The sequence below is a fragment of the Modestobacter sp. VKM Ac-2986 genome, from assembly GCF_026967795.1.
Lineage (GTDB): Bacteria > Actinomycetota > Actinomycetes > Mycobacteriales > Geodermatophilaceae > Modestobacter.
This window is the reverse complement of the sequence record NZ_JAPVBH010000004.1, coordinates 442,190-457,789: the sequence shown is the minus strand read 5'-3', so window position 1 is coordinate 457,789 and position 15,600 is coordinate 442,190. Positions and strand designations below refer to the sequence as shown.

Here is a 15,600-nt window from a genome sequence, read left to right as displayed (position 1 = left end):
GTTGAACACCTCGGCACCGCTGGCGGTCGAGCTGCGCGGCATCACCAAGCGCTTCCCCGGCGTGGTGGCGAACAAGGACATCGAGCTGCGGGTGGCCCGCGGCGAGGTGCACGCGATCGTCGGGGAGAACGGCGCCGGCAAGTCGACGCTGATGAAGACCCTCTACGGCATGCACCGCCCCGACGAGGGCGAGATCCTCATCGACGGCCGCCCGGTCACCTTCCGCAGCCCGGCCGACGCCATCGCCGCCGGCATCGGCATGGTGCACCAGCACTTCATGCTCGCCGACAACTTCACCGTGCTGGAGAACGTCGTGCTCGGCAGCGAGCCGACGAAGGGCGGGCGGCTGGACCGGGCCGAGGGCCGCCGCCGCATCCGCGAGATCTCCGACCGGTACTCCCTCGGGCTCGACCCCGACACCCTGGTCGAGGACCTCGGCGTCGGCGACCGCCAGCGCGTGGAGATCGCCAAGGTCCTCTACCGCGGCGCGACCACGCTGATCCTCGACGAGCCGACCGCCGTCCTGGTCCCGCAGGAGGTCGACGAGCTGTTCGGCAACCTCGCCGAGCTCAAGCGCGAGGGCCTCACCGTCATCTTCATCTCGCACAAGCTGGACGAGGTGCGCAAGGTCGCCGACTCCATCACCGTCATCCGCCGCGGCACCACCGTGGGCACCGCGGACCCGGCGACGACGTCGGCCAAGCAGCTCGCCGAGCTGATGGTGGGTGCGGAGCTGCCCACGCCGCAGACCCGCACCTCGACCGTCCGCGACGTCCCCGTGCTGCAGCTGCGGGGCGTGACCGTCTCCGCCCCCGGCGGCCGGGCGCTGGTGGACGACGTCTCGCTCACCGTGCGGGAGGGCGAGGTCGTCGGCATCGCCGGCGTCGAGGGCAACGGCCAGGCCGAGCTGGTCGACGCGGTCATGGGCCTGCGCCCGCTGGCCGCCGGCAGCATCGTGCTGGGCGCCGACGACATCGCCGCCTGGTCGACCCGTCGTCGCCGCGAGCAGGGCCTGGGCTTCATCCCCGAGGACCGGCACCGCCAGGGGATGCTGCTGGACGCACCGCTGTGGGAGAACCGCATCCTGGGCCACCAGACCCGCCCGCCGGCGGTCAAGGGCGCCTTCATCGACCGCAAGGGCGCCCGGGCCGACACCGCCCGGATCATGCGCGAGTACGACGTCCGGGCCCCCAGCCCCGACACCGCGGCCGTGGCGCTGTCCGGTGGCAACCAGCAGAAGCTGATCGTCGGGCGGGAGATGAGCGCCTCGCCGCGGCTGCTCATCGCCGCCCACCCGACCCGCGGCGTCGACGTCGGCGCCCAGTCGGTCATCTGGGAACTGCTCAAGGACGCCCGCGCTGAGGGGATGGGGATCGTGCTGGTCTCGGCGGACCTCGACGAGCTGATCGGCCTGTCGGACACGCTGCACGTCATGCTCCGCGGGGCGCTGGTCGCCACCCTGGACCCGGCCTCGCTGACGCCGGAGGAGCTCGGTTCGCACATGACCGGCGCCGGCTCGACGGCGGGTGCGGCGTGAACGCCCTGCGCAGGATCGGCCTGGCGCTGTTCGCGCCGGTGCTGGCCATCCTCGTCGCCCTGGTCATCTCCGGCGTCGTCATCTCCCTGATCGGGGAGGACCCGTTCGCCGCCGTCCGGGTCATGTTCGACTTCGGCGACACCCCGAGCCAGCAGACGCAGGCGATCGTGGTGGTCCTCAACCGGGCCGTGCCGCTGTTCCTCGCCGGCCTCGCGGTGTCGGTGGCCTTCCGGATGGGCCTGTTCAACATCGGCGTCGAGGGCCAGTACCGGCTCGCCACGATCATGGCCGCCGCGGTGGGTGCGGCCGTCGCGCTGCCCGGCCCGCTGCATCTGCTCCTGATCATCGTGGTCGCCATGGCGGTGGGCGCGATCTGGGCCGGCATCGTCGCGGTGCTGAAGGTGACCCGCGGCGTGAGCGAGGTGATCAGCTCGATCATGCTGAACTTCATCGCCCTCGGCATCGCCTCGTTCCTGCTCACCGGCCCGCTGCGCGGCAGCCCCGAGGGCGCGCAGATCATCACCACCACGCCCATCCCGGAGTCGGGCTGGTTCCCCGGCCTCAACGGGCTGCTCGGCGCCCTCGGCCTGGCCCAGCCGCGCACCGAGCTGTACGGCTTCCTGCTGGTCGCGGTGGTGGCCGGCATCGTGGTCTCGGTGCTGATCAAGCGCACCCGCTTCGGCTTCGACCTGCGGGCCAGCGGACTGTCGCCCTCGGCGGCCACCGCCAGCGGCGTCGACGCCCGCGGCATGGTGGTCAAGACGATGCTGATCTCCGGCGCCATCGCCGGGCTGATCGGCCTGCCGGACCTGCTGGGCGACCAGCGCAGCTACGGCACCGAGTTCACCGCCGGCCTGGGCTTCCTGGGCATCGCGGTCGCCCTGCTGGGCCGCAACTCCCCGCTCGGGATCGCCCTCGGCGCGCTGCTGTTCGGCTTCCTGGACCGCGCGGCCATCCCGCTGCAGTTCGCCGACATCCCGGCCTCGGTGGTCACGATCATCCAGGGCACGATCGTGCTGTCGGTCGTCGTGGCCAACGAGGTCTCCCGCCGGCTCACCCGCCGCTCGGCCGAGCGCGGCAACGCCGTCGCCCCGCCGACCGCCGGCGACGGCAGCACCGGCGGCGGCCAGGGTCCCGACGGCGGACCCCCGCCGGACGACGGCCCGGGCTCGGGCACCGGACCGGGGCTGCGCACCGCCACCGGTCAGGGCGGCCGCAGCGACCAGCGAGAGGGAGCAGGGGCATGAGCACCGCGATGAAGACGCCGGCGACCAGTGGTCGCGGGACGTTGACCGACCGGGTGTTCGGCGGCTCCCGCTCGCGCAAGCTGGCCTACCTGCTGGTCGGCCTGGTCGTGCTGGTCTCCGCCGTGCGCGTGATCTCCGGCGAGCAGGCGCTGACGTCGTCCTCGACGTTCTCCGCCGCGCTGCTGCTCGCCGTCCCGCTGGTGCTGGTGGCGCTGGGCGGGCTGTTCTCCGAGCGCGCGGGCGTGGTCAACATCGGCCTCGAGGGCATGATGGTGCTGGGCACCTGGGGCGCGGGCTACGCCGGTTACCAGTGGGGCTGGGGCGGCGCGCTGATCGGCGGAGCCGTCTTCGGGGCCGCCGGTGGGCTGCTGCACGCGATCGCCACGGTGACCTTCGGCGTCGACCACGTGGTCTCCGGCGTCGCGATCAACATCCTGGCCGACGGCGTCGTCCGCTTCCTCTCCGAGCTGGTCTACACCGACAACCCCGCCGGCGGTGGCGTCACCCAGTCGCCGTCGCTGTCGTCCTCACCACCGAGCTTCTCGTTGCCGGTGCTGTCGTCGGGACCGGACCTGCTGGGCGACCTGGAGAACCGGCACTGGTTCCTGCTGTCGGACCTGGCGGGCCTGCTGCGCGGGTTCACCAGCGGCGTCGGCGTGCTCACCGTGCTCGCCGTGGCGCTCGTGCCGGCGGTGTACCTGCTGCTGTGGCGCACGGCCTTCGGCCTGCGGCTGCGCTCGTGCGGTGAGAACCCGGCCGCGGCCGACTCCCTGGGCGTGCCCGTCTACCGGCTCAAGTACATCGCCGTCATCATCTCCGGCGCGCTGGCCGGCCTGGGCGGTGTCTTCCTGGTCTTCATCGCCACGATCTACCGCGAGGGCCAGACCGGTGGCCGTGGCTTCATCGGCCTCGCCGCGCTGATCTTCGGCAACTGGCGGCCGGGCGGGCTGGCCGCGGGCGCGGGCCTGTTCGGCTTCTCCGACGCCCTGCAGCTGCGCAGCCGCACCGCCGTCGTCGCGCTGTTCCTGCTCATCGCCGTCCTGCTGCTGGGCGTGGCGATCTGGCAGGGGATCCGGCGCAAGACCACCCAGGCCGTGGTGGCCGCGGTGTTCGCGGTGGCGGCGCTGGTCGGCTACCTGACCATCGACGAGCTGCCCGAGGGCCTGGTCTCCTTCACCCCGCACCTGATCACGCTGCTGGTGCTGTCGCTGGCCTCCCAGCGGCTGCGCCCACCGAAGGCCGACGGCCTGGTCTACCGACGAGGAGAGCACTAGTGGCCGACATCGACTGGGACGCCCTGCGCGGTGCCGCCCGCGAGGCGATGGGGCACGCCTACGCGCCCTACTCGCAGTTCCCCGTGGGCGTGGCCGGGCTGGTCGACGACGGCCGGGTGGTCACCGGCTGCAACGTCGAGAACGCCTCCTACGGCCTGGGGCTGTGCGCCGAGTGCGGCATGGTCTCCGACCTGGCCCGCACCGGCGGCGGCCGGCTGGTCGCCGTGGCCTGCGTGGGCGGCGACGGCCGGCCGCTGATGCCCTGCGGCCGCTGCCGGCAGCTGCTGTGGGAGCACGGCGGCCGCGACATGCTGATCGAGACCGTCTCGCTGGGCATCGTGCCGATGAGCCAGGTGCTGCCCGACGCCTTCGGCCCCGACGACCTGGTCGCCGCCGCGGAGCGTCAGGCGTGACCGCCCCGTTCGACGCCATCGACGTCATCCGGGCCAAGCGGGACGGCGTGGGCCTGAGCGCCGAGCAGATCCGCTGGGTCATCGGCGCCTACACCGCGGGGCAGGTGCCCGACGAGCAGATGAGCGCGCTGCTCATGGCGGTCTTCTTCCGCGGCATGTCGCCCGACGAGCTGGCCGTGTGGACGCAGTCGATGATCGACTCCGGCGTCCGCAAGGACCTCACCTCGCTGGGCCGCCCCACCGCCGACAAGCACTCCACCGGCGGCGTGGGCGACAAGATCACCCTGCCCCTGGCGCCGCTGGTCGCCGCCTGCGGGGTGGCCGTGCCGCAGCTGTCCGGCCGCGGGCTGGGCCACACCGGCGGCACGCTGGACAAGCTCGAGGCGATCAGCGGCTGGCGGGCCGACGTGCACGAGGAGGCCTACCTGGCGCAGCTGCGCGAGGTGGGCGCGGTGATCTGCGCCGCCGGCAACGACCTCGCCCCGGCCGACAAGCTGCTCTACGCGCTGCGCGACGTCACCGGCACCGTCGAGTCGATCCCGCTGATCGCCAGCTCGATCATGAGCAAGAAGATCGCCGAGGGCGCCGACGCGCTGGTCCTGGACGTCAAGACCGGCTCCGGGGCCTTCATGCGCGACGCCGACGACGCCCGCACCCTGGCCCGCACGATGGTCGGGCTGGGCGAGGCGGCCGGGGTGCGCACCGTGGCCCTCGTGACCGCGATGGACCGCCCGCTGGGCCGCAGCGCCGGCAACGCCGTCGAGGTGGCCGAGTCGCTGGAGGTGCTGGCCGGTGGCGGCCCCGCCGACGTCGTCGAGCTGACCCTGGCGCTGGCCCGGGAGATGCTGGCCGGGGTCGGGCGCACCGACGTCGACCCCGCCGACGCCCTGGCCGACGGCCGCGCGATGGACGTCTGGCGCGCGATGATCAGCGCCCAGGGCGGGGACCCCGACGCGCCGCTGCCGCAGCCGGCCGAGCGGCACGTGGTCACCGCACCGACGACCGGCACGCTCACGAAGCTCGACGCCTACGCCCTGGGCGTGGCCGCCTGGCGGCTGGGCGCGGGCCGGGCGCGCAAGGAGGACCCGGTGTCGGCCGCGGCCGGTGTCGTGTGGACCGCCGGCGTGGGGGAGCAGGTCACCGCCGGGCAGCCCCTGCTGGAGCTGCAGACCGACGACCCGGCCCGCATCGCCCGTGCCCTGGAGGCGCTGGAGGGCGCGATCGGCGTCGACACCGATGACGTCCCCCTGCCCCTGGTCCTGGACCGCATCACCGCCTGATGGTGGAAGGGCCCCCTCGCCCCCCGCCACTCGCAGGCTCGCGGTGGGACCCTGCGAGGGGGCCACAGAAACCTGGAGGACACTGACGCCCCGTGACCCGAACGCCCGCTGCGACCGTCCCCGGCGCGGTGCACCCGAGCACGCCGCTGGACCCGGACGCCGCGATCTCGGTGCGCGGCCTGGTCCGCCGCTACGGCGACCGCAACGCCGTCGACGGCGTGGACCTCGACATCCGGCGCGGGGAGATCTTCGCGCTGCTGGGCCCCAACGGTGCCGGCAAGACCACCACCGTGGAGATCCTGGAGGGCCACCGCCGACGCGACGGCGGTGAGGTGCGGGTGCTCGGCGTCGACCCGGCCACCGGTGACCGGCGCTGGAAGTCCGACATCGGGATCGTGCTGCAGTCCGGCGCCGGGGACAGCCAGCTGAGCTGCCTGGAGCTGCTGCGCGCGCAGGCCGCCTACTTCCCCGACCCGCGCGACCCCGCCGAGGTGCTGGACCTGGTCGGGCTGACCGAGAAGGCCGGGGCCCGGGGCCGCACGCTCTCCGGTGGCCAGCGCCGTCGGCTCGACGTCGCCCTCGGCATCGTCGGCCGCCCTCGGCTGCTCTTCCTGGACGAGCCGACCACCGGCTTCGACCCCGAGGCGCGCCGGCAGTTCTGGTCGCTGATCCGCTCCCTGCGCGAGCTCGGGACGACGATGCTGCTCACCACCCACTACCTGGACGAGGCCGAGGAGCTGGCCGACCGGGTCGGGGTCATCACCCGCGGCCGGCTGGTCGAGGTCGCCGTCCCGGCCGAGCTCGGTGGGCGCGGCACGGCCCCGGCGGTCGTGCACTGGACCGAGGACGGCGCCCGGCGGTCGGCCGAGACCGCCACCCCGACCGCGTTCGTCGCGGAGCTCGCCGCCCGGTTCCCCGGCGAGGTGCCCGACCTGGCCGTGGCCCGCCCGACGCTCGAGGACGTGTACCTGCGCATGATCGGCGAACCCGAATGACCACCGTGGAACGGCCGCTGCCCTCGCTGTTCAGCGTCGTCCGCACCCGGGCCGGGGTCGAGCTCAAGGAGTTCTTCCGGCAGCGCGAGTCCGTCGTCTTCACGCTGTTCTTCCCGGTCATCCTGCTGCTGGCCCTGGGCGCGATCCTCGACTACGACCTGGGCTCCGGGGTCGACTTCCCGCAGTACTTCATGGCCGGGATCATCGCCGTGGGCATCTTCGGCGCGAGCCTGCAGAACATGGCGATCCACATCGCCGGTGAGCGCTCCGACGGCACGCTGAAGAGCCTGTCCGGCACCCCGATGCCCAAGAGCGCGTACTTCATCGGCAAGGTCGTGCAGGTGCTCGCGGTCGCCGTCGCGACGATCGTGATCCTGCTGCTCATCGGCGTCTTCGTGTACGGCATCACCCTGCCGTCCGGGCGCGACTGGCTGACCTTCGCCTGGGTCGCCGCGCTGGGTGCCGCGGCCTGCACGCTGCTGGGCATCACCGTCTCCACCCTGGCCCGCAACAGCCGCTCGGCGTCGGCGACGGTAACCCCGATCGCGCTGGTGCTGGAGTTCATCTCCGGGGTCTTCCTGCCCTTCGACCAGGTGCCGACCTGGCTGCAGACGATCGCCTCGCTGTTCCCGCTCAAGTGGATGGCCCAGGGGCTGCGCTCGGTCTTCCTGCCCGACGAACTCGCGCTGCGCGAGCCGGCCGGCTCCTTCGAGCTGGGTCGGGTCGCGCTCGTGCTGGGCCTGTGGTGCGTCGTGGGCCTGGTGCTGTGCGTGCGCACCTTCCGCTGGCAGGAGCGCGGCGAGGACTGACCGCCCGTGGGCGCGCCCGCACAGGTGGTCAGTACGGTTCCGGCATGGCACTCCCGCTCACCGCCGAGACCCTCGCCCGCGCGCCCAAGGTGCTGCTGCACGACCACCTGGACGGCGGGCTGCGGCCGCAGACGGTGCTCGAGCTGGCCGACGAGGCCGGCTACCGGGAGCTGCCCGCCGACTCGCCCGAGGCGCTGGGCCGCTGGTTCCGAGAGTCCGCCGACTCCGGCTCGCTGCCCCGCTACCTGGAGACGTTCGCGCACACCGTCGCGGTGATGCAGCGGCCCGAGGCGGTGCAGCGGGTGGCCCGCGAGTGCGCGCTGGACCTCGCCGCCGACGGCGTGGTCTACGCCGAGGTCCGGATGGCGCCGGAGCTGCTCACCGCCGGCGGGATGAGCCTGGACGAGGTCGTCGAGGCCATGCTCGACGGGTACGCGCAGGGCAGCCGGGAGGCCGCCGAGGCCGGGCACCCGATCGTCGTCGGCACGCTGCTGTGCGCCATGCGGCAGGCCGACCGCTGGGTCGAGGTCGCCGAGCAGGTCGTGCGGCGCCGCGGCGAGGGCGTGGTCGGGTTCGACCTGGCCGGGCCCGAGGACGGCTTCCCGCCGGACCGCATCCCGGAGGCCATCGCCGTCCTCGACCGCGCCGACGCGCACCGCACGATCCACGCCGGGGAGGCCGCCGGCATCGACTCGATCGTCGCCGCGCTGGACGGCGCCCGGGCCGAGCGGCTGGGCCACGGCGTCCGGATCGCCGACCAGGTGCCCGTCGACGGCCCGCTGGGCCCGGTGGCGGAGCGGGTGCGCGACGAGCAGGTCACCCTCGAGGTCGCCCCGTCGTCGAACGTGCAGACCGGTGCCTACCCCTCGCTGGCCGACCACCCGGTCGACCGGCTGCACCGGGCCGGCTTCGCCGTCACGCTGAACACCGACAACCGGCTGATGAGCGGGGTCTCGGTGACCAGCGAGCTCACCGACGTGGTGGCCACGTTCGGCTGGGGCTGGGACGAGGTGCAGACCGTGGCCGAGCGGGCGCTGCGCGCCGGGTTCGCCGACGACGCCACGCGGGCCCGGATCGCCACCGAGGTGCTCCGGCCGGGCTTCGACGCACTGCGTGGGTGACCCGGGCGAGCAGCGTCACCCTCGCTCGGGAATCTTCTGGGGCCCGGCGCTGCTAACCTGATCGTGCCGGCGCGTGCCGGTCATCCTCCCGGGCGGTCCTGCCCGGGCACAGCGCATCCGTGCAGATCACGCGTCATCGAAGACGGCCGCGATCACCAGTGTGGACGCCGGGTCACCCGGCGGTCAGCATCACCACGGGACGCGCACCGATCTGTATCGGAGTCCCCGCTTGTCCTCGTTCGACTCTGTCGACGCCCAGAACGCCCCCCAGAACGACACGATCGCCGCTGAGGCCGTCGTGGAGGCCCCTGCCTCCGAGATCTCGGCCCCCGAGGCCGAGGTCGCCCCCGAGCCCACCGGCCCGACCTTCGCCCAGCTGGGCCTGCCCCAGCCGCTGGTCACCGCGCTCGAGCGCAAGGGCATCCGCCACCCGTTCGCCATCCAGACCTCCGCGCTGCCCGACGCCCTCGCCGGGCGCGACGTGCTCGGCAAGGCCGCCACCGGTTCGGGCAAGACGCTGGCCTTCGGCCTGCCGCTGCTGTCCCGCCTGGGTGCGGAGCCGGGTCAGGGTCGCCGCGCACCGCGCGGGCTGATCCTGGTCCCGACCCGCGAGTTGGCCCAGCAGGTGCACGACAACCTGGCCCCCCTCGGCCAGTCGATCGGCGTGCAGCTGGCCGCGGTCTACGGCGGCGCCTCGATGTACCGCCAGATCCAGCAGCTGCGCCGCGGCGTGGACGTCCTCATCGCCACCCCCGGTCGCCTGCAGGACCTGATCAACCAGGGCGAGACCACGCTGTCCGAGGTCGTCGTCTCGGTCATCGACGAGGCCGACTTCATGTCCGACCTCGGCTTCCTGCCCGTGGTCAAGGAGCTGCTCGACCAGACCCGCACCGACGGCCAGCGGCTGCTGTTCTCCGCGACGCTGGACGGCGAGGTCGACACCCTGGTCCGCCGCTACCTCAAGGACCCGGCCCGCCACGAGGTCGTCAAGGCCGAGGACAACGGCCCCAAGGCCGAGCACCTGGCCTACAGCGTGTCCTTCCCGGACAAGCTGAAGGTCACCGAGGCGATGGCCGCCCGCCCGGGCCGCATCATCATCTTCGTGCGCACCCAGCACGGTGCCGACCGGCTGGCCGAGAACCTGCAGCACGTCGGCATCAACGCCGAGCCCATCCACGGTGGTCTGCCGCAGGCAGCCCGTCGCCGGGCGCTGGAGGCCTTCACCGACGCCCGCAGCCCGGTGCTGGTCGCCACCGACGTCGCCGCCCGCGGCATCCACGTCGACGACGTGTCGCTGGTCCTGCACTACGACCCGCCGGCAGACCACAAGACCTACCTGCACCGCTCCGGCCGCACCGCGCGCGCCGGTGCCGCGGGTGTCGTGGTCTCCCTGCTGCTGCCCGACCAGGTGGGCCAGGCCAAGCGCCGGTTCCGCCAGGCCAAGCTCGACCCGCCCGTGTCGCGGATCCGTCCGGGCGACGCCCCGATCGCGGAGCTCGTGGCCGGCGGCACGTTCGTCGAGCCGATCGTCCGTCCGGCGCGCTCCTCGAGCCGTCCGGCCGGTTCCTCCGGTGGGCGTCGTCCCTCCGGTGACCGTCCGGGTGGGTACCGCTCCGGTGGTGCCCCCCGTCGTCCCGCCGGCGACCGCGATCGCTCGTACGGAGACCGCCCCTCGGGCGAGCGCTCCTACGGCGACCGGGATCGCTCGGCCGGCGCCCCCTCGGGGGACCGCCCCTCCGGTGACCGCGATCGTTCGTACGGAGGCCGCCCCTCGGGCGAGCGCTCCTACGGCGACCGGGATCGCCCGGCAGGCGGCGACCGCCGTCCCGGTGGGTACCGCGGCTCGGCCGAGGGGCAGCGCTCCTCCGGTCGGCCCGCCCGCCCGGCGCGCTCCTACTGACGGAGGGCCCTGCGCCTCACCCGCACACGTGCGGGTGAGGGCGCGGGGCTGACCGTCCCGCTCACGCGGGACGGGGACGAGCACGAACGGCGACGGCCGGCTCCCGCACTGCGGGGGCCGGCCGTCGTCGTCCGTCCGGGGGGACCCACTGCCGGGGCAGCGGGGTCCGCCGTCAGCGCCGGACGTCGCTCCGCGAGACCAGGGTGGTGGCCACGTCGGCGACCACGTCGTCCCAGGCGGCGGCCAGGGCCGGGGTCTCCTCCGCCGACAGCGGCGCGGTCGGCTCCGCGTCGCCGCGGGCCACCGCCCGGCCCAGCGGGGAGCCGGCGGACAGCAGCTGTTGGACCCGGGGGAGGCCCGCGTACTCGGCGAGGTCCAGGGCGCCCTCGGCCGGCTGCACCAGCACCGCGTGCGTGACCAGACCGCCGGCGCCGGAGGCGACCTCGGCGAGCACCTCGGTCAGCTCGGTGAGGTCGTAGCGGTCCTCGTCGGCCGGCAGCGGCATGACGTCGGTGTCGGCCACCTCGGGCCAGGAGGCGATGTCGCTGAGGTCGTGCCGCTCGTCGCCGGCGCAGAAGCGGGCGAGGTCGACGGGGGAGGGGAAGACGAACACCTGCCCGTCGCGGCCGAGGAAGCGCGCCCGGTCCTCGACGTAGCAGCGCAGGGTCACGCCACTGACGGCCGGGGTGACCAGCTCGACCGGGAGGATGCCCACGGCCTCCCAGAACTCCTGGGCGGCGGCGACGGCCGCCGGGCTGGCGGTCAGGCCGCTGCCGCTGCGGATCGTGCGGATCCCCGCGGTGGCCGCCTCCGCCGGGGCGGCCGCGGTCGAGCCGGCAGCCGGGCGGGCCGCGGGGGCGACGTCGTCCCGGTCGTCGTCGTCCTCGTCCTCGTCGTCCAGGTCGGCGGGCTGGGCGGTGCGGGACTCGGCCTCCTCGGCCGCGGTCGGGTAGTCGTCGACGGAGACGGTGCCGGCCCCGGACCAGTCGAGGTGGTCGTCGAGGTCCTCCAGGACGTCCTCCCAGAGCTCGTCGATCGCGGTGCCCAGCCGGCTCCAGCTCTGCTCGCCGTCGCGGCCGACGTACGCGTCGATGCCCAGCCCCAGGGCCGCGGCCTCGGGGCGGGAGACGAGGTCGGCGACGGCCTCGAAGCCGGTCTCGTCCTCGTCGTCCTCGTCGTCGTCCCCGGTGGCGGCGTCACAGCACTCGGCCAGCCGGCCGACCACGTCCAGCACCGCGGCCAGCTCGTCGACGGCCCAGCGGTCGGGGTTCTCCGCGACGATGTCGTAGACGCCGTCGAGGTCGTAGCGGTGCTCCTCGTCGGGGGTGAGGTCAGCGGCGCCCAGCGTGGAGACGACCGGCCACACCGGGTGGTCGGCCAGGTCGTGGTCGGTGCTGGTGCGGCAGAACGCGGCCAGCGCGGCCGGTGAGGGGAACAGGTGCACCACTGCGGTCGGCCCGGCCTCGGGGTCGTCGTCCGGGCCGGGGTCGACGGTGCTGCCGAGGAAGGCCTGCCACTCCTCGCCGTCCTCCTCCCACGGGGGAGCCCACAGGGTGTAGCCCGTGCGGTCGTCGAGCGTCAGGGCGATGGGGACGATGCTGGGCCTGGCCACCCGCCCATCCTGCCGGGTGACCCTGTGCCGTGCCCACACGGACCCCGGGCCCCGGTGCCAGTGGGCACCGGGGTCCTCCTTCACAGTCCGATCGGGTGCCAGACGCTCTTGGTCTCCAGGAACGGCCGCAGCCGGGACAGGCCCGGGTCGCCCGACCAGTCCGGCTCCTCGGCCGGGGCGCGCAGCACCCGCTTGACCGTGCCGGCGGCCGAGCGCTCCAGCTCCATGGCCAGCGGACCGGCGGTGCCGGCCAGGTCGACCGCGTCGACGTCGGCGTGCTCGGCCAGCCACGGGCCGATCTCCGCGGCGTCCCCGGTGAGCAGGTTGACGACCCCACCGGGGACGTCGGAGGTGGCCAGCACCTCGCCGAGGGTGATCGCCGGCAGCGGCCGGCCCTTGGAGCTGACGACGACGGCGGTGTTGCCGCCGGCGAGCACCGGGGCGAGCACGCTGACCAGGCCCAGCAGGCTGGACCGCTGGGGCGCCAGGACCGCGACGACGCCGGTGGGCTCGGGCATCGAGAACCCGAAGTACGGGCCGGCGACCGGGTTGGTGCTGCCGAGCACGGCGGCGAGCTTGTCGGTCCAGCCGGCGTACCAGACCCAGCGGTCGATGGCGGCGTCCACCTCGGCGCGGGCCTTGGACGACGACAGCCCCTCGCCGGCGGCGACCTCCTCGGCGAACTGGGCGGCGCGGCCCTCCATCACCTCGGCGACCCGGTAGAGCACCTGGCCGCGGTTGTAGGCGGTGGCCGCGGACCACTTCGCGAACGCTCCGCGGGCGGCGACGACGGCGTCCCGGGCGTCCTTGCGGGAGGCCCAGGCGGCGTTGGCCAGGAAGTGGCCGCGGGCGTCGGTCACCTCGTAGGTGCGGCCGGACTCCGAGCGGGGGAAGGCCCCGTTCACGTACAGCTTGTAGGTCTTGCGCACGGTGAGCCGGTCGGACATCAGGCGTCGCCCCTCAGGTACGCGGCCAGGCCCTGCCGGCCGCCCTCGCGGCCGTAGCCGGACTGCTTGTAGCCGCCGAACGGCGAGGTCGGGTCGAACTCGTTGAAGGTGTTGGCCCACACGACGCCGGCCCGCAGCTTCGAGGTGATGGACAGGATCCGGGAGCCCTTCTCCGACCAGACGCCGGCCGACAGCCCGTAGGTGGAGTTGTTCGCCTTGGCCACCGCCTCGTCGGGGGTGCGGAAGGTGAGCACGCTGAGCACCGGGCCGAACACCTCGTCGCGGGCGATCCGGTGGGCGGAGGAGACGCCGGTGAAGACGGTCGGCTTGAACCAGTACCCGCGGGCCGGCAGGTCGCCCTCGGGCTGCCAGCAGGTGGCCCCCTCCGTCTCGCCGAACGCGGTCAGCTCACGGATCCGCGCCAGCTGCTCGGCGGAGTTGATCGCGCCCAGGTCGGTGTTCTTGTCCAGCGGGTCGCCCACGCGCAGGGTGCCGATCCGGCGCTGCAGCGCGGCGACCACCTCGTCGTGCACCGACTCCTGCACCAGCAGCCGGGAGCCGGCGCAGCAGACGTGGCCCTGGTTGAAGAAGATGCCGCGCACGATGCCCTCGACGGCCTGGTCGACCGGGGCGTCGTCGAAGACGATGTTGGCGGCCTTGCCGCCCAGCTCCAGGGTCAGCCGCTTGTGGGTGCCGGCGACCGTGCGGGCGATCGAGCGGCCGACCTCGGTCGAGCCGGTGAAGGCGACCTTGTCCACGTCCGGGTGGCTGATCACCGCCCGCCCGGTCTCCCCGGCGCCGGTGACGATGTTGACCACGCCCGGGGGCAGGTCGGCCTGCTGGCAGACCTCGGCGAACAGCAGCGCCGTCAGCGGCGTGGTCTCCGCGGGCTTGAGGACGACGGTGTTGCCGGTCGCCAGCGCCGGGGCGATCTTCCAGGCCAGCATCATCAGCGGGAAGTTCCACGGGATGACCTGACCGGCCACGCCGAGCGGCCGCGGGGCCGGGCCGAGCCCCGCGTGCTCGAGCTTGTCGGCCCATCCTGCGTGGTAGAAGAAGTGCGCCGCGGCCAGCGGGACGTCGACGTCCCGGCTCTCCCGGATCGGCTTGCCGTTGTCCAGGGTCTCCAGGACGGCGAACTCCCGCGCCCGCTCCTGCAGCAGCCGGGCGATGCGGAACAGGTACTTGCCGCGGTCGGCCGGGCGCATCGGCCCCCAGGTCTTGACGAAGGCCCGGCGGGCGGCGCGCACCGCGCGGTCGACGTCGGCGTCGGAGGCCGTGGCGACCTCGCTGAGCACCTCCTCGGTGGCCGGGTTCAGGGTCGTGAAGGGGGTGCCGGTGCCCTCGGTGAACTCGCCGTCGACGAAGAGCCCGTAGCTGGGGCGCAGGTCGACGATGGAGCGGGACTCCAGGGCCGGGGCGTACTCGAACAGGCTGGTCATGTCAGTCCACGCTCACGTGGTCAGGGCCGCTGTAGTGGCCGGTGCGGAGCTTCTGGCGCTGCAGGAGCAGGTCGTTGAGCAGGCTGGAGGCGCCGAGCCGGAACCAGTCGGGGGACAGCCAGTCCTCGCCGACGGTCTCGTTGATCAGCACCAGGTGCTTGACGGCGTCCTTGGTGGTCTTGATCCCGCCGGCGGGCTTGACGCCGACCTGGCGGCCGGTGGCGGCGCGGAAGTCGCGCACGGCCTCCAGCATCACCAGGCAGACCGGCAGGGTCGCTGCGGGGGAGATCTTGCCGGTGGAGGTCTTGATGAAGTCGCCACCGGCCAGCATCGCCAGCCAGGAGGCGCGGCGGGCGTTGTCCAGGGTGACCAGCTCGCCGGTCTCCAGGATGACCTTCAGGTGCGCCGGCCCGCAGGCCTCCTTGACGGCCACGATCTCCTCGTAGACGTCGAGGTAGCGGCCGGCCAGGAACGCACCGCGGTCGATGACCATGTCGATCTCGTCGGCGCCGTTCGCGACCGCGTCCCGGACGTCGGCGAGCTTGACCGCGCGGCTGGCCCGCCCGCTGGGGAAGGCGGTGGCCACGGCGGCGACCTTGATGCCGGTGCCGGCCAGGGCCTCCTTGGCGACGCCGGCGAGGTCGCCGTAGACGCAGACCGCAGCGACCGCCGGGCAGGCCGGGTCCTCGGGGTCGGGGCGGCGGGCCTTGGCGGCCAGGCTGCGCACCTTGCCCGGGGTGTCCGAGCCCTCCAGCGTGGTCAGGTCGACCATCGAGATGGCGGTGTCAATCGCCCACGCCTTGGCCGTGGTCTTGATCGACCGGGTGCCCAGCACCGCCGTGCGCTGCTGCGCGCCGACGGCGTCGACGCCGGGCAGCCCGTGCAGGAAGGCGCGGAAGGCGGCGTCGGAGCGGGTGACGTCGGCGAAGGGGTCCGGCGGTGTGCCGGCCGGGCCGCCGACCGGGGCCTCACCACCGGCCAGGGCGTCGGGGTCCAGCACGTAGGTCATGCGGGCATTCTCCA

13 protein-coding genes are annotated in these 15,600 nt (G+C 73.9%); 9 read left to right on the top strand and 4 right to left on the bottom strand.

Annotated elements, in window-relative coordinates; translation table 11 throughout:
* Position 1 precedes the first annotated feature (1 nt).
* From O2W14_RS13245 to O2W14_RS13205, 9 genes are all read left to right on the top strand, one after another.
* Positions 2 to 1,537 (top strand): ABC transporter ATP-binding protein, encoded by a 1,536-nt coding sequence (locus O2W14_RS13245; protein ID WP_269176565.1) that lies wholly within the window; start codon positions 2 to 4, stop codon positions 1,535 to 1,537.
* Entirely contained in the window at positions 1,534 to 2,784 is a 1,251-nt protein-coding gene (locus O2W14_RS13240) for an ABC transporter permease (protein ID WP_269176564.1), read from the top strand. Before O2W14_RS13245 ends, O2W14_RS13240 begins: the two co-directional genes overlap by 4 nt.
* Entirely contained in the window at positions 2,781 to 4,058 is a 1,278-nt protein-coding gene (locus tag O2W14_RS13235; RefSeq protein ID WP_269176563.1) for an ABC transporter permease, read from the top strand. Before O2W14_RS13240 ends, O2W14_RS13235 begins: the two co-directional genes overlap by 4 nt.
* A complete protein-coding gene (locus O2W14_RS13230) occupies positions 4,058 to 4,471 on the top strand; it encodes a cytidine deaminase (protein ID WP_269176562.1) in 414 nt (137 codons plus the stop codon). Before O2W14_RS13235 ends, O2W14_RS13230 begins: the two co-directional genes overlap by 1 nt.
* Positions 4,468 to 5,751, top strand: a complete 1,284-nt coding sequence (locus tag O2W14_RS13225) for a thymidine phosphorylase (RefSeq protein WP_269176561.1) — start codon at positions 4,468 to 4,470, stop codon at positions 5,749 to 5,751. Before O2W14_RS13230 ends, O2W14_RS13225 begins: the two co-directional genes overlap by 4 nt.
* A gap of 92 nt (positions 5,752 to 5,843) precedes the next feature.
* Positions 5,844 to 6,746 carry an ABC transporter ATP-binding protein gene (locus O2W14_RS13220; RefSeq protein ID WP_269176560.1) on the top strand — a complete coding sequence of 301 codons (903 nt, stop codon included), beginning with the start codon at positions 5,844 to 5,846 and terminating at the stop codon, positions 6,744 to 6,746.
* Positions 6,743 to 7,555, top strand: a complete 813-nt coding sequence (locus O2W14_RS13215; RefSeq protein ID WP_269176559.1) for an ABC transporter permease — start codon at positions 6,743 to 6,745, stop codon at positions 7,553 to 7,555. Before O2W14_RS13220 ends, O2W14_RS13215 begins: the two co-directional genes overlap by 4 nt.
* 44 nt (positions 7,556 to 7,599) lie before the next feature.
* Positions 7,600 to 8,676, top strand: a complete 1,077-nt coding sequence (locus tag O2W14_RS13210) for an adenosine deaminase (protein WP_269176558.1) — start codon at positions 7,600 to 7,602, stop codon at positions 8,674 to 8,676.
* Positions 8,677 to 8,905: 229 nt separating this feature from the next.
* Positions 8,906 to 10,576 (top strand): DEAD/DEAH box helicase, encoded by a 1,671-nt coding sequence (locus tag O2W14_RS13205; RefSeq protein WP_269176557.1) that lies wholly within the window; start codon positions 8,906 to 8,908, stop codon positions 10,574 to 10,576.
* A gap of 172 nt (positions 10,577 to 10,748) precedes the next feature.
* Here O2W14_RS13205 and O2W14_RS13200 read toward each other — a convergent pair whose 3' ends face one another.
* The 4 genes from O2W14_RS13200 to deoC all read right to left on the bottom strand — a co-directional run bounded on the left by O2W14_RS13200 (position 10,749) and on the right by deoC (position 15,586).
* Complete coding sequence (locus O2W14_RS13200) at positions 10,749 to 12,188, bottom strand: hypothetical protein (protein ID WP_269176556.1); 1,440 nt, start codon at positions 12,186 to 12,188, stop codon at positions 10,749 to 10,751.
* Between the two features lie 80 nt (positions 12,189 to 12,268).
* Complete coding sequence (locus O2W14_RS13195; RefSeq protein ID WP_269176555.1) at positions 12,269 to 13,135, bottom strand: aldehyde dehydrogenase family protein; 867 nt, start codon at positions 13,133 to 13,135, stop codon at positions 12,269 to 12,271.
* Complete coding sequence (locus O2W14_RS13190) at positions 13,135 to 14,577, bottom strand: aldehyde dehydrogenase family protein (RefSeq protein WP_269176554.1); 1,443 nt, start codon at positions 14,575 to 14,577, stop codon at positions 13,135 to 13,137. Before O2W14_RS13190 ends, O2W14_RS13195 begins: the two co-directional genes overlap by 1 nt.
* 1 nt (position 14,578) lies before the next feature.
* The gene (gene deoC, locus O2W14_RS13185; RefSeq protein WP_269176553.1) at positions 14,579 to 15,586 is read right to left on the bottom strand and encodes a deoxyribose-phosphate aldolase; all 1,008 of its coding nucleotides are present in this window, start codon (positions 15,584 to 15,586) and stop codon (positions 14,579 to 14,581) included.
* Positions 15,587 to 15,600 lie beyond the last annotated feature (14 nt).